The organism is Sphingopyxis sp., assembly GCF_036261875.1.
Taxonomy (GTDB): Bacteria; Pseudomonadota; Alphaproteobacteria; order Sphingomonadales; family Sphingomonadaceae; genus Sphingopyxis.
The window spans coordinates 1-23,306 of record NZ_DATAJZ010000030.1; the positions used below are offsets into that span (position 1 = coordinate 1).

The following is a 23,306-nucleotide window of genomic DNA, read 5'->3' on the forward strand; positions in this document are numbered from 1 at the left end:
CGGAGAGAATATCGACCGCGCCCCGCAATTGATCATAACGCCGTCCGGCCGCCGATTCATCCTGCCCTTCCGGCCGGCAGGCCTCCCCCTCGCCCGCCAGCGTCCGATGCCATGGAATGACGCCGAGCCCGTCAGGTTCGAGGACCACGATCGCCGCGCGATCGCCGATGCCGGCGGCGAAGCCGCGAATCCAGGCAAGATAGGCGCGGCCATCCGCGGCACCGCCCGCCGAATAGAGGGCGCAGTCGCGATAAGGAATATTATAGGCAACCAGCACGGGCAGCCGCCTTTCGGCCGCCGCCCGGTCGACGATGTCGCGCACCCGCGCCTCGACAATCTCCGGCGTGCCATAGGCGAACCAGGTCGCCGAGGGGATTTGGGCAAGCCGGGAGGCGTCGCGTTTTGCCAGCCCCTCCAGGCTTTCGGCGGCAGCGGCCGTGGTGCTTCCGCGATCGACGAACAGGTCGCTGTCCGACGCCATGGCCACTGGAATCACGAGGAGGAAAGACGCGGCGAACGAGACCATGAGCAAGAAATGTCTCATCTTGACTCCTCACGGGACCCGGGCGGACGCGATAGGCTCGTTGACGGCGGATGCACGGAACCGACACGCTGCGGAGGATTAGTCCGCGCGGACGCCGCAAACAAGCGCCCCGTTCCTCCACGCCCCCGCAGACACCAAAGCCACGAAGACAGGCGCCCGAACACCCCCTCGTGCAAAATCGCGCGGGAAGAAGCGGTCCGGCATTTTCGTTCCGCACGGCGGCAAAGGCCTGCGATCAACGGCGCTTCGCTAAGAATTATTAGCATTTGGGGCGTAAGCGCCGGGCCGGGGGTGTGGCTTGTATCACGCGCGACTCGATTCCGGCGCTGCTGCTGACGCGCCATCGGCGCCGATCCTGCCCGTGCGCGCTGCCGACCTCGCCGCGACCGGCGATCCGGATTGGCTGGCGGCGGAATGGGAGCGTCTCGAGGCTGGCGGCCGCTGGCCGACCCAGACGCACGCCTTCGCGGCGGCGCTCGAACCGCTTCTGACCGGCCAGCGGCGCCGGCTGCTCTGCGTCCTGCGGGATTCGGCGATCGCGGCGCTGCTGCCGATCTGCCGCGCGCCGGGATGGCGCGCGCGCTGGCGGATGGCGGGGTCGTGCGAACTGTTCGAACCCGGCGACCTGCTTTGCGAAGGCGCGGACGATGCGGCCGCGCTGACGGCGCTGTTCCGCAGCCTCGACCGGCCGCTTTCGCTCGACCGGATTCCCGCCGATTCGCAATTGCTCCCCGTCCTCCGCTCCGCGATGAAGGGGCGCGGCTGGCTGTCGGTCCGGCCCGCGCCCCCCTGCCCGATGATCCGGCTCGACGAAAGCTGGCGCGACCCCGAAAGCCGCTTCAACGCCGGCCGCCGGTCCGATTTCCGGCGCGCCGCGCGCCGCGCCGAAGCGCTGGGACAAGTGACCTACGAGACGCTGACGCCCTCGCCTGGCGAATTCGATGCGCTCTTCGACGAAGCGATCGGCGTCGAGGCGCGAAGCTGGAAGCGCGAGGCGGGAAGCGCGATCGCCGTCGATCGCCTGCGCGAAACCTTCTTCCGTCGCTTTTTCCGCGCCGCGGCGACGCAGGGAAAGTTCCGCCTCTCTTTCCTGCGCATCGATGGCGAAGCGGTCGCGATGCAGCTCGGCCTGATCTGGTCGGGGCGCTATTGGCTGTTCAAGATCGGCCACGACGACCGTTTCGGCAAATGCTCGCCGGGCACCTTGCTGATGCTCCACGCGCTGCGCTGGGCCGCCGGACAGAAACTCGAAAGCTTTGAACTGCTGGGCGAGACCGAGGCGTGGATCACGCGGTTCTGGACGCAGGATCATCATGCGTGCGTGCGCGTGCGCACCTACCCCTTTACCGCCGCGGGGATGATCGCCTTCGCGTCCGACGGCGCCGTCTGGGCGTGGCAGCGCCTGCAACCCCGCGACCGATGACATCCTCGCCGCTCTGGAGCTGGATGCGCGCGCGGCGCTATGCGCTTCCCGGCGCGCTGGGCCGCCTCCTACCCGCACCCGGCGCCCGCGATGCCGCCGCGCTGTGCGGCCGGTTGCACCGGCGCGGAATCGCGGCGACCGTCGGTTATTTTCAGGGCGATCGCGACACGCCCGACACGATTCTCCAATCCTATCGCGCGATGCTCGAAACGGGGGCCTGTGCCGGCCTGTCGGTCAAGGCGCCGCCGCTCGGCTTCGACCCCGGCCGCCTGCGCGCGATCGCCGCAGCCGCCGCCAACGCGGACGCCGTGCTGATGCTCGACGCCCATGGGCCGGGCGATGCCGAGGCGACGATCGCAGCGACCGAAGCCCTGCTCGCCGATTTTCCGCAAAGCGGCTGCGTTCTGCCCGCGCGCTGGCGGCGTAGCCGGGGCGATGCCGACCGGCTGCGGGACACATCGGCGCGGCTGCGCATCGTCAAAGGCGAATGGGCCGATCCCGACAGCGATCCGCACGATGGAGATGCCGCCTATCTGACGCTAGTCGAGCAGCTCGCGGGACGCGCCGCCCCCGTGGCGGTCGCGACGCACGACCCGGCGCTCGCCGCGCGCGCGCTCGATAGGCTGATCGCCGCGGGAACGCCGTGCGAGCTCGAACAATTGCGCGGCCTGCCGCGGCGGCGCACGATGGCGGCAGCGCGGGCACGCGGGGTGCCGGTGCGCCTCTATATCCCCTTCGGTCCCGGCTGGTGGCCCTATGCGATCGACAAGGCGCTCGCGCGTCCGCACCTGCCCCTGTGGTGGCTGCGCGACCGCCTCGGCCTGCCCGATCGCTAAAAAGGCGAGGCCCAAATAAAATGGGGCGGCCTCGCTGTGAGTGCCGCCCCAGTTTGAGGGTCCGCCGGGGAGAGGGAGAGGGCGGACCGGAGATGGTGTCAGGTGTCTTAGCGCGAAGCCATCTTGGCGTCGGTTTCGACTTCGGCGACGCCGGCGAGCTTCAGCGCGGCGCGGAACTGCTTGGCGGCGGCGCGTTCGTTACCGGCTTCGCAGAGTTTCTTGCCGGTGGCGACGAAGCGCTTCGCATTGGCCTGCTTGGTGCCTTCGACGCCGTTCGAGGCGACATAGGCCTGTTCGGCGAGGCCCGAGCAGCGATAGTCGTTGCTGCCCGTCTGGGCATAGGCCGGCGAGGTCGCGGCGATCAGGCCGGTGAAGGCAAGCGCCGAAGCCGCGACGATCGCGAAGGCGGAGGGGAAGCGGCGGAAAGAGGAGAGCTGATTGGACATGGGAGAGGTTCCTTTCGTTTCGTTGTGCAACCTTTTTAGGAGCGGTTGCGCCCATAGATAATCCTCTATAATCTGCAAGTGCCTTGAAGCAGGATTTAACAATCCCCCATGGGGCGCTCGACGGGATCGAAGCCTTCCTCCGCGTTGCGGAAAGGCGGAGCTTTTCCGCCGCCGCCGCCGACCTCGGCGTCTCGCCGTCGGCGATCAGCCAGACGGTGAAGGCGTTGGAGGCGCGCGTCGGCGCGCCCTTGTTCATGCGCACCACGCGCAGCGTCGGGCTGACGCAGGCGGGCGAGATGTTCCTCGAACGCGCCGCCCCCGCCTATGCCGGGCTCGCCGACGCCTATGAAGCGGCGCGCAACCTCGGCAACCGGCCCGCGGGGCGGCTGCGCATCAACCTGATGCGCGGCGCGGTGCAGCCGATGTTCGAACCGATCATCGCGGGCTTCGTCGACGCCTATCCCGAGATCGAGCTCGAAATCTATGCCGACGACGCGCTCGCCGACCTCAGCGCCGGGGGGTTCGACGCGGGGGTGCGGATGGGCGAATCGCTCGACGCCGACGTCATCGCGATCCGCCTGACCGGCCCGTTCCGCTTCGTCGCCGCGGCGTCGCCCGCCTATCTCGACCGCTTCGGGCGTCCCGAGACCCCCGAAGATTTGAAGGATCACCGCTGCATCCGCTTTCGCCTCGCGACCGGCGCGCTGATGCCCTGGACCTTCGCGCGCGGCAATCGCGAGATCGAGGTCGCGGTTTCGGGGCCGGTCATCGTCAACGACTGGATCGCCGCGCTGGTCGCGATGCGCACCGGGGTCGCGATGGGAATGATGGCCGAACCGATGGCGAAGAAGATGGTCGAGACGGGCGAGCTCGAACTGGTGCTGACCGACCATGCCGACGCGACGAGCGGCCTTTTCCTCTATTATCCCAGCCGCAAGCAGGTGATGCCCAAGCTGCGCGCCTTCATCGACTATGTGCGCGAATATCTGCCCGAGAACATCACCGACGCGGTCGGGTGAAATCCCCTGGCTTCGACGCGGAAACAAATCCCTTCGTCGCCAGCAGAAAAATTGCGCTGGCGAATCCCCGAAAAAATCGGCAGCCCGTTCTCAATTAAAACAGTTGGGATGAAGCCATGACCGAAATCGCGTCCTTCGACATTGCGGCGATCCTGCCCTTCATCCTGATCGGTTTCGCCGCGCAGCTCGTCGACGGCGCGCTCGGCATGGCGTTCGGGGTGATTTGCAACACGCTGCTGGTCGCGGTGCTCGGGGTGCCGCCCGCGGTCGCCTCGGCGCGCATCCACGTCGTCGAAGTGTTCACGACCGGGGTGTCGGGAATCAGCCATCTGCTCCACCGCAATATCGAATGGCCGCTCTTCTTTCGCCTGCTGGTCCCGGGGGTGATCGGCGGCGTGCTCGGCGCCTATGTGCTGACCTCGCTTCACGCCGATATGGTGAAGCCCTTCGTGCTCGCCTATCTGGTCGCGATCGGCATCTGGCTGCTCGTGCGCGGCCTCCTCTATCCGCCCAAGATCCAGAAACCGACGGTCATTGCGCCGCTCGGCCTTGTCGGCGGCTTCCTCGACGCCGCGGGCGGCGGCGGCTGGGGACCGGTCGTGACCTCGAACCTGCTCGTCCAGGGCGCCGAGCCGCGCAAGGTCGTCGGCACGGTGAACAGCGTCGAATTCTTCCTGACGCTGGCGGTTTCGGCGACCTTCATCTGGAATCTCGGTTTCGCCGACGTCGCCGGGGCGACGCTGGGCCTGCTGATCGGCGGCGTGCTCGCCGCGCCGCTCGGCGCCTTCATGGCGAAGCGCTTCTCGCCCAAGCTGATGCTGGTGCTCGTCGGCGTCGTGCTGACCGCGACGAGTGCCTTCGGGCTTTATCGGGCGGTGATGTAAACTGTCGTCATTGCGAGGAGCGTAGCGACGAAGCAATCCCCAGCTATCGAGCTTGTTCGGGACCGATAGCTGGGGATTGCCGCGTCGCCTTCGGCTCCTCGCAATGACGATCGTGATTCAATTCGCCGGTTTGGTCTCGTCGATCTTGTCGATCCATTCGGGAAAGAAGCTCGGCTCGCGCGCCGACCAACCCGGCGCGGTCGCGGCGGCTTCGCTGATCGACTGGAGCAACGTCTTGCGCTTGTCGGGATGGAGGTGCGGCAGCGAGGCGGCGGCGCAGAAGGCGCCGGGCAGCCACGGCCGCGCGTGCGCGCCGAGCAAGCGCTCGTAGAGGAAGCGATAGGAAGCGAAACCCGGCAACCGGTCCTGCCCGAGGTCGAAGGCCGATACCGCGACGAGCGGCGCCATGAAGCCTTCGAGCGCGTCGAGGCCGCTGTCGTCGGGAATATGCGCGCGGATATCGACGAGGCGCTGATAGACCTTCGCCTGGACGCGGATCGCGGTTTCCTCGACCATGTCGCGCGACCAGCGCGCGATCGCGTCGTCGCGTTCGAGCCCGATGTCGAGCGAGCGGCGGATGTACCGCTGCGTCGCCGCGGGAAAGCCCGCAAATTCCTTGATTTCCGAAATGGACAGGTCGCCAGCGGCCGGTCCCGATCGCGTCGCCATGGTCATGCTCCCGCACGGCGCCCGGGGAGCCATCCCCCCGGAGGCCTGCATCAGACAGTCTGCCACCAAAATGGTTAGTGGCGAGTTAACCATGATGTCGGCGATCATTCAGACAGAGCGAGAGCGTTGCGCGTCCCCGCGACCGGGCCTAATCAGCGTGCCTCGAAACCAGAATATGCAGGACTGCCATGTCGCACGCACCGCAGCCGGTCATTTCCGCAACCGGCCTCTTCACCCCCGCCGAACGCATCTCCAACGAAGAACTTGTCGATAGTTTCAACCGCTATGTTGCCCTGCATAATAGCGAAAATGCAGCGGCCATCGCCGCCGGAGAGATGGCCGAACTCACCGAATCGAGCGTCGAGTTCATCGAGAAAGCGAGCGGCATCGGATCGCGCCATGTCGTCGACAAGGCGGGCATCCTCGACCCCGCGCACATGGCGCCGCGCCTGCCCGAACGCGGCAACGACGAACTCTCGATCCTCGCCGAGATCGGCGTCGCGGCGGCGAAGGACGCGCTCGCGCGCGCCGGGCGCGATGCGGCCGACGTCGACGCGGTGCTGTGTGCCGCATCGAACATGCAGCGCGCTTATCCGGCGATGGCGGTCGAGATTCAGGACGCGCTCGGCATCGACGGCTTCGGCTTCGACATGAACGTCGCCTGCTCGTCGGCGACCTTCGGCATCCAGACTGCGGCCGACTATATCCGCGCGGGGCACGCGAAGAGCGTGCTCGTGGTGAATCCCGAAATCTGTTCGGGACACCTCAACTGGCGCGACCGCGACAGCCATTTCATCTTCGGCGACGTCGCCACCGCGATCCTCGTCGAGGACAAGGCCATTGCTCCCGAGGGGCATTGGGACATCCTCGGTACGAAGCTGAAGACCGTCTTCTCGAACAATATCCGCAACAATTTCGGCTTCCTCAATCGCGCCCACGGCGGCATCGACCAGACCGGGCCGAAGAGCGACAAATTGTTCGTCCAGGAAGGCCGCAAGGTGTTCAAGGAAGTCGTGCCGATGGTCGCGGCGATGATCGTCGAGCAGATGGCGGTGCTGGGGCTCGAAGGCGCCGACATGCGCCGGCTGTGGCTGCATCAGGCGAACACCAACATGAACCGGCTGATCGCGCAGCGCGTGCTGGGGCATGAGGCGAGTGCGGACGAGAGCCCGACCGTGCTCGACACCTATGGCAACACGTCGAGCGCGGGCTCGATCATCGCCTTCCACCTGAACCATGCGGATATGGTCGCGGGCGACACCGGGCTGATCTGCTCGTTCGGTGCGGGCTATTCGGCGGGGACGGTGTTTATCTGTAAGACCTGAGTGCGTCAGGAGCGTCGGCTGCATTGGTTTCGCACAAAGACACAAAGACACGAAGAGGTCGTGTTCGCCGCGAAGCAGCTTTTTCCTGTGCACGTCGCGTCATGTCGCGCCGCATGACGGAATAGGGCCTTACGGCCCAAACCTTCCCCTTCGTGTCTTCGTGTCTTTGTGCTAACCTTCTCGAGACTGTCCGAGGATGGCGTAATCCACGCTCAGGGCACGAAGGTCGTGAACAGATAGACCGCGAACAGCATCAGGTGGATTGCGCCCTGCAGCACCGTGGTGCGGCCGTTCGCAAGCGTCTGCGATGCGACGATCAGCGACAGGAACAGCAGCACCGCCGACTTGGCGTCGAGGCCGAGGCTGATCGGCAGGTCGGTAACGATCGACAGGATCGCGACCGCCGGAATGGTGAGCCCGATCGTCGCGAGCGCCGAACCCAGCGCGAGATTGAGGCTCGTCTGCAGCCGGTCGCCTTTCGCCGCGCGCACCGCCGCGAGTCCTTCGGGCGCGAGGATCAGCGCCGCGATCAGCACACCGAGCACCGCGGGCGGCGCGCCCCAATCGGCAAGCAGCGCGCCGATGACGGGGGACAGATTCTTCGCGAGCAGGACGACCGCGAACAGGCTGGCGAGCAGCAGCGCGCCCGAAACAGCGGTGCGCTGGGCGCTCGGCGGGGCGGCGTGGGCATCGGGCTCCCTGTCGCCGTCGGCATCGCCGTCGGGCAGAAAATAGTCGCGGTGGCGCACCGTCTGGACGAGCGCGAAGGTCGCATAGAGGATCAGCGACACCGCGGCGACGAAGCCGAGTTGCTTCGCCGAATAGAAGGGCCCCGGCACGCTCGAAGTGAAATTGGGCAGCACGAGGGTCACGACGGTGAGCACGGTCAGCGTCGCGAGCGCGGCGCCGATGCCGGTGCGCTGAAACCGCTGTTCGTGATGGCGGATCGCGCCGCTGAGCAGGCAGAGGCCCATCAACAGGTTGAGGATCACCATCACCGCCGCGAACACCGTGTCGCGCGCCAGCGTCTGCGCCTTTTCGGGCTCGGCCTGCATCAGCGTCAGGATCAGCCCGACCTCGATCACCGTGACCGCGAGCGCGAGGATCAGCGTCCCGAACGGCTCGCCGACGCGGTGCGCGATCACCTCGGCATGGTGAACCGCCGCGACGACCGAGCCCGCGAGGATGATCGCAACCAGCCAGGGACCCAGCGGCATGACAAAGCTCGCCATTGCGGCGGCGAAGCCCAGGATCGGAAAGATGTCGTTGGTGCGGTCGGCGATGCGGAGTTTCGTCGTCATGAGTTTTTATGGCAGCCGCCCCGCCCGAGCGCCACCCCTAACCTCGTCATCCCGGCGAAGGTCGGGATCTCGACCTAGCGGTTTCACGAACCGGCGAGATCCCGGCCTTCGCCGGGATGACGTCAAGGGATCAATGCGACCGGACCGGCAGCCCGGCCGCCGCCAGCCGCGCGTGGGCTTCGGCAATCGTCGCTTCGCCGAAATGGAAGATGCTCGCGGCGAGCACCGCGCTCGCGCCGCCCTCGATCACGCCGGCGACGAGATGATCGAGATGGCCGACCCCGCCGCTTGCAATCACCGGCACGCTGACCGCATCGGCAATCGCGCGCGTCAGCGTCAAGTCATAGCCGTCCTTGGTGCCATCACGGTCCATGCTGGTCACCAGCAGTTCGCCCGCGCCGAGTTCGGCGAGCCGCACCGCATGCGCGATCGCATCGACTCCGGTCGCGGTGCGCCCGCCGTGGGTGAAGATTTCCCAGCGGCCGTCTTCGACGCGGCGCGCGTCGATGCTGCCCACGGCGCATTGGCTGCCGAAGCGGTCGGCGATGTCGGCGACAAGCTCGGGCCGCGCCACCGCGGCGCTGTTCACCGCGACCTTGTCCGCGCCCGCGAGCAGCAGCGCGCGCGCATCGTCGGCGCTGCGCACTCCGCCGCCGACGGTCAGCGGCATGAAGCAGACCTCGGCGGTGCGGCTTACCATGTCGAGCAAGGTGCCACGTCCCTGATGGCTCGCCGAAATATCGAGGAAGCAAAGCTCGTCGGCGCCTGCGGCATCATAAGCGCGCGCCGCCTCGACCGGATCGCCCGCATCGCGCAGGTCGACGAAATTGACGCCCTTGACCACGCGCCCGTCGGCGACGTCGAGGCAGGGGATGACGCGGACGCGGACGGTCATAGAGCCAGCCCACAAGGTCCGTTCGTGTCGAGCGAAGTCGAGACACCCATCGTTGTGGCGCAAGGCCGATGGGTGTCTCGACTTCGCTCGACACGAACGGAACTCAAGATGGCGTTCATTACTTGCCCGCCGCAATCGCTTCGGCGAGATCGAGCCGCCCGTCATAGAGCGCCCGCCCCGTGATCACGCCCTCGATGCCGTCCGCCACATGCGGGCGAAGCGCGTGGATGTCACCCAAATCGGCGACCCCGCCCGACGCGATCACCTTTATGTCGACCGCCTGCGCCAGCGCCACCGTCGCTTCGACGTTGCACCCCTTGAGCAGCCCGTCACGCCCGACGTCGGTGAACAGCAGCGCCGCGACGCCTGCATCCTCGAAACGGCGCGCCAGATCCTCGACGCGCACATCGGAAACATCGGCCCAGCCTTCGGTCGCGACCATGCCGTCACGGGCGTCGACCCCGACGACGATCCGGCCGGGCAGGTCGCGCGCCGCGGATTTGACGAATTCCGGGTCTTTCAGCGCCGCAGTGCCGATGATCACCCGCTCGACGCCCAAAGCCAGCCAGCGATCGACCCCGGCGCGGTCGCGGATGCCGCCGCCGACCTGCACCTTGCCCGGAAAGGCGGCGATGATGCTCTCCACCGCCGCGCCATTAACGCTTGCCCCTGCAAAGGCGCCATCGAGATCGACGACATGGAGGTGCGAGGCGCCCGCCTCGGCGAACAGTCGCGCCTGCGCCGCCGGATCGTCGCCATAGACGGTCGCGCGCGCCATATCGCCCTCGGCAAGCCGCACCACCTGGCCCCCTTTCAGGTCGATTGCGGGGAAGATGGTCAGGGCCGCCATGCGAGAAATCTTTCCAGGGTCGCGAGGCCATAGGCCTGGCTTTTTTCGGGGTGGAACTGCACGCCGACGATATTGTCCTTCGCCACCGCCGCCGTGAACGGCCCGCCGTGGCTGCTCGTCGCCGCGACATGCGCGGCATCGGCGAAATGATAGCCGTGGAGATAATAGGCCTCGCCCGCCGCGATCACCGGATGCGCGACCGTCGGGACTACGTCGTTCCAGCCCATATGCGGAATGCGCAGCCCCGGTGCCGGATCGAAGGCGCGCACCGTGCCGCCGATCCAGCCGAGCCCAGCATGCCGCCCGTGCTCCTCGCCCGCGTCGGCGAGAAGTTGCATCCCGACGCAGATACCGAGAAAGGGCGCGCCGTCGCCGCGCACGCGCCGCTCCATCGCTTCGATCAGGCCGGGAATCGCCGAAAGGCCGTTCATGCAGGCTGCGAAGGCGCCGACCCCCGGCAGCACGATGCGGTCGGCGCAGGCGACCACATCGGGATCGGCGGTGACCGCCACATCCCCGGCGCCCGCCGCGACGAGCGCATTGTGCACCGAGCGAAGATTGCCCGCGCCATAGTCGATCAGGGCGATGGTCACGGGCGGCGCAGCAATAAATAGGGACAGTCCCTATTTATCTCCAAAGAATGGCAAGGCCGACAACCAGCGTCCCTCGATAAATAGGGACTGTCCCTATTTATTGCGTCGATCAAAGCACCCCCTTGGTCGAGGGAATCGCATCGCCCTTGCGCGGGTCGATCTCGACCGCCTGGCGCAGCGCGCGGGCGAGCGCCTTGTAGCTGCTTTCGGCGATATGATGGTTGTTCTCGCCATAGAGCGTTTCGAGGTGCAGCGTGATCCCGGCGGTCTGCGCGAAGCTCGCGAACCAGTGCGGGAACAGCTCGGTATCCATCTCGCCGAGCCGCGGCTGCGAGAAACCCGATTTATAGACGCAATACGGCCGCCCCGAAATGTCGAGCGCGCAGCGCGTCAGCGTCTCATCCATCGGCGCGTGCGCTTCGCCGTAGCGCGCGATACCGCGCTTGTCGCCGAGCGCCTTCGCGATCGCTTCGCCGAGCGCGAGCGCGCTGTCTTCGACCGTGTGATGCTGGTCGATGTGGAGGTCGCCCTTCACGGTCATGGAAATGTCGATCAGCGAATGGCGCGACAATTGCTCGACCATATGGTCGAGGAAACCGATGCCGGTGGACACCGAATAATCGCCCGAGCCGTCGAGATTGACGGCGATCGCGATATCCGTTTCCTTGGTCGTGCGCTGGACGGTGGCGGTTCGCATGGCGCACGCCTTAGTCGCTGCGCTTCGCGTTGCAAGGCGATTCTCCCCTCGCGACCCCTCTTGACCGGCGCCCGCGCGGCGTTCATCCCCCGCGCATGAGTGACGATGTCCGCGATAGCCTGATTCCCTACGACGAAATCGTGCAGGACGCGCTGCGCGCCGTGGTCGGCCGCGTGCTGAGCCAGCTCGAAGGGCATGACAGCCTGCCCGGCGACCATCATTTCTATATCACCTTCAAGACGCAGGCGCCGGGCGTCGATATTCCCGTGCATCTGATCGCCAAATTCCCCGACGAGATGACGATCGTGCTCCAGAATCGCTTCTGGGACCTGACGGTCGAGGAAGATTTTTTCAGCGTCGGCCTGTCGTTCAACCAGACGCCGTCGACGCTGGTCATCCCCTATGCGGCGATCACCGCCTTCGTCGATCCCTCGGTCGATTTCGGGCTGCAGTTCCAGGTCAGCGACGACGAGGCCGCCGAGCCCGAGCCGCATGACGAGGCTGACAACGACCGCCCCGATGTTTCGAGCGAGGACGGGTCCAACGTCGTGACGGTGGATTTCGGCAAGAAGCGCTGACGGGTGGGCGGCCCCGACTGGCCCCCGAGCCGATTTTGGCAATTTTGGGCGCTCGCCGGGATGCTCGTCCTCACCGCCGCTTTCTGGTGGGGCGTCGAGGGTTATGCCTATTATGAGGGCGGCTATGCCGAGGGGCAGATCGCCGATGGGCTGCTGCGCTTCAGCCTGCTGATCCTGACCCCGGCGCTCGCGCTCGTCTGGCTCGCCGCCGCCTGGCTGCGCCGCCGGATCGGCGAAAGCGGATATTGGCAACTGCTCGGCCTGGTCGCCGCGATCTGGGCGGGCGCGGTTCTGGTGACAAGGATGCTATTGGCATGAACACGCGCATCGAAAGCGACAGCATCGGCGACATAGAGGTTCCGGCGGACGCCTATTGGGGGGCGCAGACCGAACGCAGCCGGCACAATTTCGCCTTCCCGCCGCACGAGCGGATGCCGCTGCCGATCGTCCACGCGCTTGCGCGCATCAAGGGCGCGGCGGCCGAAGTGAACCGCGCTCATGGGCTCGATGGCGCGTTGGCGGACGCGATCGCCGCCGCCGCCGCGGCCGTAGCCGCTGGCGAATATGACGACCAGTTTCCGCTGGCCATCTGGCAGACCGGCAGCGGCACCCAGTCGAACATGAACGCCAACGAGGTGATCGCGGGAATCGCCAACGAGCGGCTGGCGGGCCGGCGCGGCGGCAAGGCGCCCGTCCATCCGAACGACCATGTCAACAAGGGCCAGTCGTCGAACGACAGCTTTCCGACCGCGCTCCACGTCGCGACGGCGGTCGAGACGACGGCGCGGCTGCTCCCCGCGCTCGCCGACCTCACCGACGCGCTCGCCGCCAAGGCCGCGGCGTGGGACGACATCGTCAAGATCGGCCGCACCCATTTGCAGGACGCAACCCCGCTGACGCTCGGCCAGGAATTTTCGGGCTATGTCGCGCAACTCGTCGCGTGCCGCGCGCGGATCGAGGGCGCGCTCGCGCATAATATCTGCAAGCTCGCACAGGGCGGCACCGCGGTGGGCACCGGGCTCAACGCCCCCGCGGGCTTCGACACCGCGATGGCCGCCGAACTGTCGAAAAGCACCGGCATCGCCTTCGAACCCGCGCAGAGCAAGTTCGAGGCATTGGGTTCGAACGACGGGCTCGTCTTCTTTTCGGGGGCGCTCAATACGCTGGCGGTCGCGCTGACCAAGATCGCCAACGACATCCGCCTGCTCGGCTCGGGCCCGCGCGCCGGGCTCGGCGAGCTCGACCTGCCCGCGAACGAGCCCGGCAGCTCGATCATGCCGGGCAAGGTCAACCCGACCCAGTGCGAGATGCTGACGATGGTCGCGGCGCAGGTCATCGGCAATCATCAGGCGGTGACGATCGGCGGGCTGCAAGGGCATCTCGAGCTCAACGTCTTCAAGCCGCTGATCGGGGCGAACGTGCTGCGCTCGATCGAGCTGCTCGCGATCGGCATGGCGGGATTCACCGAGCATTGCGTCGTCGGGATCGCGCCCAATCGCGCGCGGATCGACGAATTGATGAACCGCTCGCTGATGCTCGTCACCGCGCTCGCGCCCGAAATCGGCTACGACAAGGCGGCGAAGATTGCCAAGCACGCGCATGAGAGCGGATCGACGCTGCGCGAGGCCGCGCTGGACCTCGGCTATGTCGACGCCGCGACCTTCGACCGCGTCGTCGATCCGCGCACGATGCTGGGGCCGGATCGCTAAGCGGAACTCTTGGCCGGAACTCTTCGCAGAGTCCGGGAATTGATGGGGGAGGAAGGAAGATGAAGATGATGGGACGGATCATCGGCGGCGTCATCGGCAGCGCTATCGGCCGCCAGAAGAACAACCACCCCGTCGCGGGCGCGGTGATCGGCGCGGGAACGCTGTTCGCGGCGCGGCGGCTGTTCCCGCAGCGCTACGCCGTGCTCGCCGCGACCGCGGCGGCCGCTTATCTCACCAAGAGATGGGCCGACCGCGCCGAGGCGCGCAAGGCGGCCGAGGACGCGCATCGGACCGACCCCGAGCTGGTGAAGGCGGGCGTGGTCGACCCCTATGCGGGCATCGCGCCCGACGGAACAAGCCTGGGCGACGCGCTGCCCCCCGCGCTTCCCGTCGCGAGCAACGGACGCGGCGCGGCGATTCATTGAGTCGGTATTCCGCGTCAAAAATCCGTGTTCCCCCGCGAAGGCGGGGGTCCATCACCGGTCGGCGCCATCTTGCACCGGCAGAAGATGGGTCCCCGCCTTCGCGGGGACGCGATAGTGTTTAACCGCCCGCCTGCCACTCCTTCACCGCCTCGACCGGCGAGACCAGCATCAGGACATTGAGCGTCAGATTGTCGCGGATCGCCCACAGGGTGAACAGCTCGAAGACGAGCGCGATCCCCACGGTCATCCACCAGCGCATCCGGCTCGCGGCGAGGAAGCCCAGCACCATGAAGGCGGCGTCGCTCACCGAATTGAGGACCGAATCGCCGCTGTAGCCATAGGCCATCGTCACTTCGCGATAGCGGTCGATGATGATCGGCGAATTCTCCAGGATTTCCCACCCGCCCTCGATCCCGATCGCGACGGCGAGCGCGACCCACAGCGGCGCGCGCGGCATCAGCAACCGCGACAGGCCGAAGAAGATGAAGCCGTGGATGATGTGGCTGAAGCTGTACCAGTCCGAAATCTGCTGGCTGTTCTGGTTCGACTGGACGGTGCCGTGCCACAGGCTGACGGTGCCGCACGGGCAGATCGGCGGGCGGCCCATCAGGATCAATATCGCCGCGAGCAGCGCCAACAGCCCGGCCGCGACCAGCCACCCCTTTCGCGTCATCGCCGCCCCTTCCCGCTTGACCGCCGCGCTTCCCCGCGCGAATAGCGCGCATGACCGAAAGCGTCCACCTGAACCGCCGCGGCGTCCTCTTCGTGCTGTCCTCGCCCTCGGGCGCCGGCAAGACCACCATCTCGCGCATGATGCTTGACGCCGACAGCGACATCGCGCTGTCGATCTCGGCAACGACGCGCCCGCCGCGTCCGGGCGAGGTCGACGGGGTGCATTATCATTTCGTCGATACCGAGCGCTTCAAGAAGATGGCCGCCGACGGAGAATTCCTCGAATGGGCGCATGTTTTCGGCCACCGCTACGGCACCCCGCGCGCGCCGGTCGAGGCATTGCTGGCGGCGGGCAAGGACGTGCTGTTCGACATCGACTGGCAGGGCGCGCAGCAGCTCTATCAGGAGGCCGGGCCCGACGTCGTCCGCGTCTTCGTGCTGCCGCCGACGATGGAGGAGCTCGAACGCCGCCTCCGCTCGCGCGGCACCGACAGCGACGAGGTGATCGCGGCGCGCATGGAACGCGCCGCGAACGAGATCAGCCACTGGGACGGCTACGACTATGTGCTGATCAACGACGATGTCGACGGCTGCTTCGACGAGGTCCGCGCGATCCTGCGCGCCGAGCGGCTGAAACGCCGCCGCCAGATCGGCCTGATCGGCTTCGCGCGCGACCTGATCCGCGCAGTGCCCGATGCGGACAAGAAGCTGTAAACCGCCGTCATTGCGAGGAGCCGAAGGCGACGCGGCAATCTCCAGCTATCGGCCTTGTGCAGGGCCGATAGCTGGAGATTGCTTCGCTTCGCTCGCAATGACAAAAAAGGTCACCCAGACCTCGCCAGCTTCGCCTCCAGCTCTGCGACCATCTCCGCACGCAACGGTTTCGCCTCGCCATCGGTGCGGCATACCACCACCGTATCGCAGGTCGCGATGCAGCGATCGTTCTGGAACATCGCCTGGACGATCGTCCAGCTCGACGTGCCGAGGCGGCCGATGCCGGTCGCAATCCGCACCGGATCGGGGAAATTGCCTTCGGCGAGATAGTTGATCTCGACCGCCGCGACCATCGTGCGTTCGTTCGCGGGGCGGTCGCCGAGCGGGCGCACCTCGCGGTTCAGCAGCACCCGGCCGCTCTCGAACAGCGCGGCGAAGGCCACATTGTTGAGGTGGCCGTTGATGTCCATGTCCTGAAAGCGCGTCTGCAATTCGATGCAGACGGGGTAGCTGGCGGCGTCGAGCCGCCAGCGTTCCGGTTTCGCCATATCAGCGCGGCGCCATGCGGATGCCGCCGTCGAGGCGCACGTCCTCGCCGTTGAAATAGCCGTTCTCGATCATGCACATGGCAAGATTGGCATATTCCACCGGGTTGCCGAGACGCTTCGGGTTGAGCACCGAAGCGCCGAGCGCGTCGCGGACATTCTGCGGCGCGCCGGCGAGCAGCGGAGTGTCGAAGATGCCGGGCAGGATGGTGTTGACGCGGATATTCTCGTTGCCGAGGTCGCGCGCGATGGGAAGCGTCATGCCGACGACGCCGCCCTTCGACGCCGAATAGGCCGCCTGGCCGATCTGGCCGTCCTCGGCCGCGACGCTCGCGGTGTTGACGATCGCGCCGCGCTCGCCGTCCTCCATCGGGTCGAGCGTCAGCATTCCCGCCGCCGACTTGGCGATGCAGCGGAAGGTGCCGACGAGGTTGATCTGGATGATCCAGTTGAACGCATCGAGCGGGAAATGCTTGATGCTGCCGTCTTCCTTGCTGCGGCTCGCGGTCTTGATCGCATTGCCGGTGCCCGCGCAGTTGACGAGGATGCGTTCCTGGCCGTGGGCTTCGCGCGCCTTGGCAAAGGCGGCATCGACCGACGCGTCGTCGGTGACGTTGCATTCGCAGAAGACGCCGCCGAGTTCGGCCGCGATCGCCTTGCCCTTTTCTTCCTGCAGGTCGAAGATCGCGACCTTGACGCCCTTCGCGGCGAGCGCGCGCGCCGTGGCGGCTCCGAGGCCCGAGGCACCGCCGGTGACGACGGCGGATACGGTGGAATCGAGTTTCATTTTTCTCTCCATTTAAGCCCTCCCCTTTAGGGGAGGGTTTGGGTGGGGCATGTCGGGGAGCCAGGCCAACAGGCCCTCCCCCAACCCCTCCCGCAAGCGGGAGGGGAGATAGAGTTTACAGCCGTTCGACGATGGTGACGTTGGCCTGGCCGCCGCCTTCGCACATCGTCTGGAGGCCGTATTTGCCGCCGGTCGCGTCGAGCACGCCGAGCAGCGTCGCCATCAGCTTGGCGCCCGAAGCGCCGAGCGGGTGGCCGAGCGCGATCGCGCCGCCGTGGACGTTGAGCCGCGCCGGATCGGCACCGAGATATTTGAGCCAGGCGAGCGGCACCGGCGCGAACGCCTCGTTGACCTCATAGGCGTCGATGTCGCCGATCTTCAGCCCCGCCTTCTTCAGCGCCCGTTCGGTCGCGAACAGCGGTTCCTCGAGCATGATGACGGGATCGCCCGCGGTCACCGACACATGGTGGATGCGCGCGCGCGGGGTCAGGCCATGGTCCTTGAGCGCCTGTTCGGACACGATCAGCGCCGCCGAGGCGCCGTCGCAGATCTGGCTGGAGGTCGCGGCGGTGATCGAGCCGCCTTCCTGGAGCAGCTTGACGCCCGCGATGCTGTCGAGCGTCGCGTCGAAACGGATGCCCTCGTCGACCTTGTGCTGGTCCTTGCCCTCGGGGGTCTCGATCTCGACCGCGACGATCTCGCGCTCGAACTTGCCCGCCTCGGTCGCCGCCTTGGCGCGGCGGTGGCTTTCGAGCGCGAAGGCGTCGAGATCGGCCTTGGTGAAGCCGTGCTTCTTGACGATCATCTCGGCGCCCGCGAACTGGCTGAACATGATGCCGGGGTATTTCTCCTCGAGCCGCGGCGACTTATAATTGCCGAGCCCTTCCTTCATGAACAAAGTCGCGACGCTGCCCATCGGCACGCGGGTCATGCTTTCGATGCCGCTGGCAAGGACGATGTCCTGCGTGCCCGACAGCACCGCCTGCGCCGCGAACATGATCGCCTGCTGCGACGAGCCGCACTGGCGGTCGATCGTCACCGCGGGGATCGAGTCGGGCAGCTTCGAGGCGAGCACTGCGTTGCGGCCCAGGTCCATCGTCTGCTGACCGCCCTGCGACACGCAGCCGGTGATGACGTCGTCGATCTTCGACGTGTCGAAGTCGTTGCGGTCGGCGATCGCGTCGAACACCGCGGCGCCGAGATCGACGGGGTGGACGCCGGCAAGCCGGCCGCCGCGGCGGCCGCCGGCGGTGCGAACGGCGTCTACGATATATGCTGTAGCCATGGGGAGTTCCTTTCACCTTCTCCCCTCTCCCCTTGCGGGAGAGGGATGTGGAGACTTGGCGGCTTCGCCGCCTAGTCGGAGCCGGGAGAGGGGGAGCGGCAACACGCCACCGTCAAGCCCCCTCTCAAGACTTGCTAGGCGGCAAGCCGCCAAGCCAAGCCTATCTCTCCCGCAAGGGGAGAGAGATTTTTCGTCAGAGCTTCCGCCCGATCAGTTCCTTCATGATCTCGTTCGTGCCGCCGAAGATGCGCGTCACGCGCGCCGCGCGCCAGGCGCGGGCGATCGGATATTCGTTCATATAACCCGCGCCGCCAAAGAGCTGAAGGCACTTGTCCATCACTTCCCACTGAAGTTCGGTATGCCACAGCTTCGCCGCGGCGCCTTCCTCCGGCGTCAATTCCTTCTTGAGATGCCGCGACAGCGCCCAGTCGAGGTGCGCCCAGCCGACCTGCAATTTCGCCTTCAGATCGGCGAGCACGAAGCGGCTGTTCTGGAAATCGAGGATCGGCTTGCCGAACGCCTTGCGGTCGCGGGTATATTCGACGGTGTCATCGAAGGCACGCTGCGCCGACGCCTGCGCCGACACCGCGATCGACAGGCGTTCCTGCGGCAGTTCGCTCATCAGATAGATGAAGCCCTGCCCCTCTTCGCCGAGGCAGTTGGTGATCGGCACGCGAACGTCGTTGAAGAAAAGCTCCGACGTGTCGGCCTCGTCCTGCCCGATCTTGTCGAGGTTGCGGCCGCGCTGGAAGCCTTCGCGGTCGGCCTCGACGAGCACGATCGACACGCCCTTCCACGCCGGCTGCACTTCGGTATCGGTCTTGACGCAGACGAGGATCAGGTCGGCGTTCTGGCCGTTGGTGATATAGGTCTTCGAGCCGTTGATGACGTAGTGATTGCCGTCCTTCTTCGCGGTCGTGCGCATCCCCTGAAGGTCGGAGCCGGTGCCCGGCTCGGTCATCGCGATCGCGGTGATGACCTCGCCCGCGACCATCTTGGGCAGCCAGTGCTTCTTCTGCTCTTCGCTGCCGTAGCGCGTGATGTAGTTGGTGACGATGTCCGACTGGAGCGAAAAGCCCGTGGTCACGCGGCCATAATAAGCGCTCTCCTCATCGACGATCGCATTATAGCCGAAGTCGAGGCCGAGGCCGCCATATTCCTCGGGCACCGTCGGGCAGAGGAGGCCAAGCTCGCCGGCCTTGGGCCAGATGCTCTTCGGCACGATGCCGTCCTCGGCCCATTGCGCCTGATGGGGGGCGACTTCCTTTTCGAGGAACTGGCGCACCGTGGCGCGAAACGCCTCATGATCGTCGGTGTAGGCCGAGCGCGAGAGATTATCGAGCGACATCATCTTCCTTTCGTGACGGCGGCCGGACGCAGTCGGGGAGCCGGACGCGCGAGCGGACGCGCCTCGCGGCACGCCCTTCGTCCGACACTGGACCTTACGTTTACGTCCACGTCAAGTGGAAAGACGTTACGGCAGGAAGTTGATTCGTCGCACCTCCCTTTTCTCGTCACCCCGGACTTGATCCGGGGTCCATTCGCGCAGCGCCGAAAGAATGGACCCGGATCAAGTCCGGGGCGGCGAAAGGAAAGTAGAGTGGCGTCGGGGCGAGTCGCGCCCCATCGCGTGCCGACGAATAGGTTTGCGGCCGCTGGGCAGCAACCGCGCCGCGCGCTAAGCCCTCAACCATGGTCGACCTCCTTCTCGACGCCGGCGCCTTGCTCGGCGAATCGCCGCGCTGGCACGCCGCCGAGGCGCGCCTCTATTGGGTCGATATCGACGCGCACCGCATCCACCGCACCGACCCGGAAACCGGCGCGACCGAGACGATGCAGCTCGGCGGCCCGGTCGGCTGCGTTGCGCCGCGCGCGGGCGGCGGGCTGATCGTCGGGCTGAAGGATGGCTGCGCGCTGATCGACGCGTGGGGCGAGGCGCCGCGGCCTTTCGGCCCGCAGATGCTGGCGGGCATCGCCGAACAGCGCTGCAACGATGCCTGCGTCGATGGCGCCGGGCGCTTCTGGGTCGGCAGCGTGACCAGCGACAAGGCGAACCCCGCCGCGACCCTCTATCGCCTCGCCCCCGACGGGACGCTGACGGCGATGCTCGGCGGGCTCACCACCAGCAACGGCGCGGCGTTCAGCCCCGACGGGCGGACCTTTTACCACGCCGACACGCCGACCCATGCGCTCCGCGCCTATGCGGTCGATCCCGCCACCGGCGCGCTCGGCGAGGGACGACCGTTCCATCAGTTCGAGATGGGCAAGGGCCGACCCGACGGCGGCACGGTCGATGCCGAGGGCTGTTACTGGTCGGCGTTGTGGGACGGCTGGCGCGTCGTACGCCTGTCGCCGACGGGCGAGTTGGTGCAAACGGTCGAGCTGCCGGTCCAGCGCCCCTCGATGATCGCGATCGGCGGGGCGGACATGAAAACCGCCTTCGTCACCAGCGCGGGCAAGACTCTGACCGACGAAGAGCGCCGGGACCAGCCGCACGCGGGCGGCCTCTTCACCTTCCGCGTCGATGTGCCGGGGCTGGCGCAGCCGGGGTTCGGCGGCTGAATCAACGTCCTCCGTCACCCCCGCCTACGCGGGGGTGACGGATGGGAGAAACCGTTCCCCAACCCTTGCACCCCGCATCACCCTCGCGCTAAGGCTCTCCCATATGGTTTCGCTCGAAACCAGTCTTCCGGGGAGATATGATCATGCCGCGCCGCGCGCCGCCCTTTGTCCGTTCCATGTCGGTCCTGCTTGCATCGACCGCGCTGCTTGTGGGTTATAGTCCAATGACCATCGCCGCCGAGACCGCTCTCCAGCCCGCCACCGACGCCAACCCGATGCTTGCGCCCTGGACCGGCCCCTATGAAGGGGTGCCGCCGTGGGACAAGCTCGACCCCGAACGCTTCCCCGACGCCTTCGCCAAGGGCATGGCCGAAGTGAAGGCCGAGGTGCAGGCGGTGATCGACAACCCCGCCGAACCGACCTTCGAGAACACCCACGTCCCGATGCAGCTCGCGGGCCAGACGATGGACCGCGTCTTCGCTTTGTGGGGCGTCCAGACGTCGAACAAGTCGAACGACCGCGTCGAGGACATCGACGCCGAATGGAGCCCGAAGCTCACCAAATTCTATACCGAGCTGCTCCTCGATCCAAAGCTCTTCGGGCGCTACAAGGCGGTTTACGACAAAAGGCTGGCCAGCGGCCTCAATGCCCAGCAGATCCGCATCGTCGAGCGCAGCTATGACGAGATGGTGCGCGACGGGGCGAACCTGTCGCCCGCGAACAAGGCGAAGCTCGTCGATCTGAACGCAAAGCTCGAAGGGCTGTTCTCGACCTTCTCGTCGAAGCTGCTCGGCGACGAGAAGCTCTATACCTATGTCACCGACAAGGCCGAACTCGCCGGGCTCGCGCCGGGTTTCGTCGCCTCGCTCGCCGACGCGGCCGAGGCGCAGGGCAAGCCCGGCCAGTGGGCGATCAAGAACACGCGCTCGTCGGCGCAGCCGGTGCTCCAGAACGCGACCAACCGCGCCCTGCGCGAAAAGGTGTGGCGTGCCTTTGTGAACCGCGGCGACAATGGCGACGCCAACGACACCAATGCGACGATCGCCGAAATCCTGAAGCTGCGCCAGGAGCGCGCGGTGCTGCTCGGTTTCCCGACCCACGCGCACTACCGCATGGCCGACACGATGGCGAAGACGCCGGAAAACGCCATGAAGCTGATGATGAAGGTCTGGCCCGCCGCGGTCGCGCGCGTCCACGAGGAAGTCGCCGACATGCAGGCGATTGCCGACGCCGAGGCGAAAGCGGGCAAAGGGCCGAAGCTGACGATCGAGCCGTGGGACTATCGCTATTATGCCGAAAAGGTCCGCAAGGCGAAATACGACCTCGATGAAAGCGAGGTGAAGCCTTACCTCCAGCTCGACAAGCTGCGCGACGCGATGTTCTGGGAGGCGGGGCAACTCTACGACCTCGGCTTCCGCGAAAACACCGGCACGATCCCGGTCTTCGACCCCAAGGTGAAGACGTTCGAGGTCTACAACCTCAAGACGAACGCCAATGTCGGCGTCCTCTATCTCGACAATTTCGCGCGCGACGGAAAGCGTTCGGGTGCGTGGATGACGACCTATCGCAGCGAACAGGGGCTGGGCGGCGAGCGCAACGTGCTCGCGTCGAACAACAATAATTTCACCGAGGGCGCGAAGGGCGAGCCGACGCTCGTCAGTCTCGACGATGCGACGACCTTGTTCCACGAATTCGGGCACGGCATCCATTATTTCCTGCAGCACGTCTATTATCCGGCGCTCGCCGGGGTGCCGCGCGATTTCGTCGAATATCCGAGCCAGGTGAACGAGAATTGGCTGATGACGCCCGAGGTGCTGTCGAAATTCGCAACGCATTACCAGACCGGCGAGCCGATGCCGCAGGCGCTGGTCGACAAGATCCTCGCCTCGAACAAGTTCAACCAGGGGTTCGAGACGGTCGAATATCTGGCAAGCGCGATCCTCGACATGAAGCTCCACGACCGCAAGGTGCCGGTGACCGACGTCGACAAGTTCGAACGCGACACGCTCGCCGAAATCGGCATGCCGAAGGAAATCGTCATGCGGCACCGCCTGCCGCAGTTCGGGCACCTGTTTTCGAGCGACGCCTATTCGGCGGGCTATTATTCCTACCTCTGGTCGGAGACGATGGACGCCGACACCTGGGCGGCGTTCCAGGAAGCCGGCGGCCCATGGGACCGCACCGTCGCCGACAAATTCCGCACCATATTGCTGATGACCGGCAACGAGACCGACCGCGCCGAAGCCTATCGCGCCTTCCGCGGCCGCGACCCCGACGTGAAGGCCTTGCTGGCGAAGCGCGGTTTCCCGACCGAATAATCTGTCCGGTAAACCGGGGAGCAAAGGGGGCCCGCGTGCCCCCTTTGTTTTGTCCGGCGAACGACGGCTATCGACCGATTGCGGACCTGATCCTCCCTGCGGCGCAGCCGTGGGGAGGGGGACCGCCGCGAAGCGGTGGTGGAGGGGCCGCGACGGTTGCGCCAAGGGCCCCTCCGTCAGCGCTGCGCCAAAGGCGCAGTTTATCCTGAGCGCCTGCAAGGCAGTCGAA

General features: G+C 66.5%; 25 protein-coding genes. 12 read left to right on the forward strand and 13 right to left on the reverse strand.

Annotated elements, in window-relative coordinates; genetic code table 11:
• A partial coding sequence (locus VHO04_RS13780; protein WP_329628820.1) for a glycoside hydrolase family 6 protein occupies positions 1 to 481 on the reverse strand: 481 nt, incomplete at its 3' end.
• Positions 482 to 842: 361 nt separating this feature from the next.
• Here VHO04_RS13780 and VHO04_RS13785 point away from each other — a divergent pair.
• A complete protein-coding gene (locus tag VHO04_RS13785; protein ID WP_329628821.1) occupies positions 843 to 1,967 on the forward strand; it encodes a GNAT family N-acetyltransferase in 1,125 nt (374 codons plus the stop codon).
• A complete protein-coding gene (locus VHO04_RS13790; protein ID WP_329628822.1) occupies positions 1,964 to 2,803 on the forward strand; it encodes a proline dehydrogenase family protein in 840 nt (279 codons plus the stop codon). The genes VHO04_RS13785 and VHO04_RS13790 overlap by 4 nt, the downstream gene beginning before the upstream one ends.
• A 107-nt stretch (positions 2,804 to 2,910) precedes the next feature.
• On the opposite strand, the gene VHO04_RS13795 is transcribed toward VHO04_RS13790, so the two are convergent.
• Entirely contained in the window at positions 2,911 to 3,249 is a 339-nt protein-coding gene (locus tag VHO04_RS13795) for a hypothetical protein (RefSeq protein WP_297664088.1), read from the reverse strand.
• A gap of 83 nt (positions 3,250 to 3,332) precedes the next feature.
• On the opposite strand from VHO04_RS13795, the gene VHO04_RS13800 reads away from it, so the two are divergent.
• Together VHO04_RS13800 and VHO04_RS13805 are read left to right on the forward strand one after the other, a co-directional pair.
• Complete coding sequence (locus VHO04_RS13800; protein WP_257545288.1) at positions 3,333 to 4,268, forward strand: LysR family transcriptional regulator; 936 nt, start codon at positions 3,333 to 3,335, stop codon at positions 4,266 to 4,268.
• Positions 4,269 to 4,384: 116 nt separating this feature from the next.
• Positions 4,385 to 5,152, forward strand: a complete 768-nt coding sequence (locus tag VHO04_RS13805) for a sulfite exporter TauE/SafE family protein (protein WP_329628823.1) — start codon at positions 4,385 to 4,387, stop codon at positions 5,150 to 5,152.
• Positions 5,153 to 5,269: 117 nt separating this feature from the next.
• On the opposite strand, the gene VHO04_RS13810 is transcribed toward VHO04_RS13805, so the two are convergent.
• Positions 5,270 to 5,821, reverse strand: coding sequence for a hypothetical protein (locus VHO04_RS13810; protein ID WP_329628824.1), 552 nt, complete (start codon positions 5,819 to 5,821; stop codon positions 5,270 to 5,272).
• A 188-nt stretch (positions 5,822 to 6,009) separates the two neighbouring features.
• On the opposite strand from VHO04_RS13810, the gene VHO04_RS13815 reads away from it, so the two are divergent.
• Positions 6,010 to 7,146 (forward strand): beta-ketoacyl-ACP synthase III, encoded by a 1,137-nt coding sequence (locus VHO04_RS13815; RefSeq protein ID WP_329628825.1) that lies wholly within the window; start codon positions 6,010 to 6,012, stop codon positions 7,144 to 7,146.
• A gap of 212 nt (positions 7,147 to 7,358) precedes the next feature.
• On the opposite strand, the gene VHO04_RS13820 is transcribed toward VHO04_RS13815, so the two are convergent.
• From VHO04_RS13820 to hisB, 5 genes are all read right to left on the reverse strand, one after another.
• The gene (locus VHO04_RS13820) at positions 7,359 to 8,447 is read right to left on the reverse strand and encodes an ionic transporter y4hA (RefSeq protein WP_329628826.1); all 1,089 of its coding nucleotides are present in this window, start codon (positions 8,445 to 8,447) and stop codon (positions 7,359 to 7,361) included.
• Between the two features lie 130 nt (positions 8,448 to 8,577).
• Positions 8,578 to 9,342, reverse strand: coding sequence for an imidazole glycerol phosphate synthase subunit HisF (gene hisF / locus VHO04_RS13825; RefSeq protein WP_329628827.1), 765 nt, complete (start codon positions 9,340 to 9,342; stop codon positions 8,578 to 8,580).
• A 118-nt stretch (positions 9,343 to 9,460) separates the two neighbouring features.
• On the reverse strand, positions 9,461 to 10,192 hold the full coding sequence (gene hisA, locus VHO04_RS13830; protein WP_329628828.1) for a 1-(5-phosphoribosyl)-5-[(5-phosphoribosylamino)methylideneamino]imidazole-4-carboxamide isomerase: 732 nt from the start codon (positions 10,190 to 10,192) through the stop codon (positions 9,461 to 9,463).
• On the reverse strand, positions 10,180 to 10,785 hold the full coding sequence (gene hisH, locus VHO04_RS13835; protein WP_329628829.1) for an imidazole glycerol phosphate synthase subunit HisH: 606 nt from the start codon (positions 10,783 to 10,785) through the stop codon (positions 10,180 to 10,182). Before hisH ends, hisA begins: the two co-directional genes overlap by 13 nt.
• 109 nt (positions 10,786 to 10,894) lie before the next feature.
• Positions 10,895 to 11,482, reverse strand: coding sequence for an imidazoleglycerol-phosphate dehydratase HisB (gene hisB, locus VHO04_RS13840; RefSeq protein ID WP_329628830.1), 588 nt, complete (start codon positions 11,480 to 11,482; stop codon positions 10,895 to 10,897).
• 95 nt (positions 11,483 to 11,577) lie between these two features.
• Between hisB and VHO04_RS13845 the strand changes: the two genes are divergently transcribed.
• The 4 genes from VHO04_RS13845 to VHO04_RS13860 all read left to right on the forward strand — a co-directional run bounded on the left by VHO04_RS13845 (position 11,578) and on the right by VHO04_RS13860 (position 14,194).
• Positions 11,578 to 12,060, forward strand: coding sequence for an SspB family protein (locus tag VHO04_RS13845; protein ID WP_329628831.1), 483 nt, complete (start codon positions 11,578 to 11,580; stop codon positions 12,058 to 12,060).
• 60 nt (positions 12,061 to 12,120) lie between these two features.
• Positions 12,121 to 12,378, forward strand: a complete 258-nt coding sequence (locus tag VHO04_RS13850) for a hypothetical protein (RefSeq protein WP_329628832.1) — start codon at positions 12,121 to 12,123, stop codon at positions 12,376 to 12,378.
• The gene (gene fumC, locus VHO04_RS13855; protein WP_329628833.1) at positions 12,375 to 13,769 is read left to right on the forward strand and encodes a class II fumarate hydratase; all 1,395 of its coding nucleotides are present in this window, start codon (positions 12,375 to 12,377) and stop codon (positions 13,767 to 13,769) included. The genes VHO04_RS13850 and fumC overlap by 4 nt, the downstream gene beginning before the upstream one ends.
• Before the next feature lie 65 nt (positions 13,770 to 13,834).
• On the forward strand, positions 13,835 to 14,194 hold the full coding sequence (locus VHO04_RS13860) for a hypothetical protein (RefSeq protein WP_329628834.1): 360 nt from the start codon (positions 13,835 to 13,837) through the stop codon (positions 14,192 to 14,194).
• 118 nt (positions 14,195 to 14,312) lie between these two features.
• On the opposite strand, the gene VHO04_RS13865 is transcribed toward VHO04_RS13860, so the two are convergent.
• On the reverse strand, positions 14,313 to 14,867 hold the full coding sequence (locus VHO04_RS13865) for a DUF2585 domain-containing protein (RefSeq protein ID WP_329628835.1): 555 nt from the start codon (positions 14,865 to 14,867) through the stop codon (positions 14,313 to 14,315).
• Positions 14,868 to 14,917: 50 nt separating this feature from the next.
• On the opposite strand from VHO04_RS13865, the gene gmk reads away from it, so the two are divergent.
• On the forward strand, positions 14,918 to 15,580 hold the full coding sequence (gmk, locus tag VHO04_RS13870) for a guanylate kinase (RefSeq protein ID WP_329628836.1): 663 nt from the start codon (positions 14,918 to 14,920) through the stop codon (positions 15,578 to 15,580).
• Positions 15,581 to 15,690: 110 nt separating this feature from the next.
• On the opposite strand, the gene VHO04_RS13875 is transcribed toward gmk, so the two are convergent.
• From VHO04_RS13875 to VHO04_RS13890, 4 genes are all read right to left on the reverse strand, one after another.
• A complete protein-coding gene (locus tag VHO04_RS13875) occupies positions 15,691 to 16,128 on the reverse strand; it encodes an acyl-CoA thioesterase (protein WP_329628837.1) in 438 nt (145 codons plus the stop codon).
• A gap of 1 nt (position 16,129) precedes the next feature.
• Complete coding sequence (locus VHO04_RS13880) at positions 16,130 to 16,912, reverse strand: SDR family NAD(P)-dependent oxidoreductase (protein ID WP_257545325.1); 783 nt, start codon at positions 16,910 to 16,912, stop codon at positions 16,130 to 16,132.
• Positions 16,913 to 17,027: 115 nt separating this feature from the next.
• Positions 17,028 to 18,197, reverse strand: a complete 1,170-nt coding sequence (locus tag VHO04_RS13885; protein ID WP_329628838.1) for an acetyl-CoA C-acetyltransferase — start codon at positions 18,195 to 18,197, stop codon at positions 17,028 to 17,030.
• A gap of 193 nt (positions 18,198 to 18,390) precedes the next feature.
• Entirely contained in the window at positions 18,391 to 19,545 is a 1,155-nt protein-coding gene (locus VHO04_RS13890) for an acyl-CoA dehydrogenase family protein (protein WP_329628841.1), read from the reverse strand.
• Positions 19,546 to 19,889: 344 nt separating this feature from the next.
• On the opposite strand from VHO04_RS13890, the gene VHO04_RS13895 reads away from it, so the two are divergent.
• Entirely contained in the window at positions 19,890 to 20,759 is an 870-nt protein-coding gene (locus VHO04_RS13895) for an SMP-30/gluconolactonase/LRE family protein (RefSeq protein ID WP_329628839.1), read from the forward strand.
• 224 nt (positions 20,760 to 20,983) lie between these two features.
• Positions 20,984 to 23,077 (forward strand): M3 family metallopeptidase, encoded by a 2,094-nt coding sequence (locus VHO04_RS13900; protein WP_329628840.1) that lies wholly within the window; start codon positions 20,984 to 20,986, stop codon positions 23,075 to 23,077.
• Positions 23,078 to 23,306 lie beyond the last annotated feature (229 nt).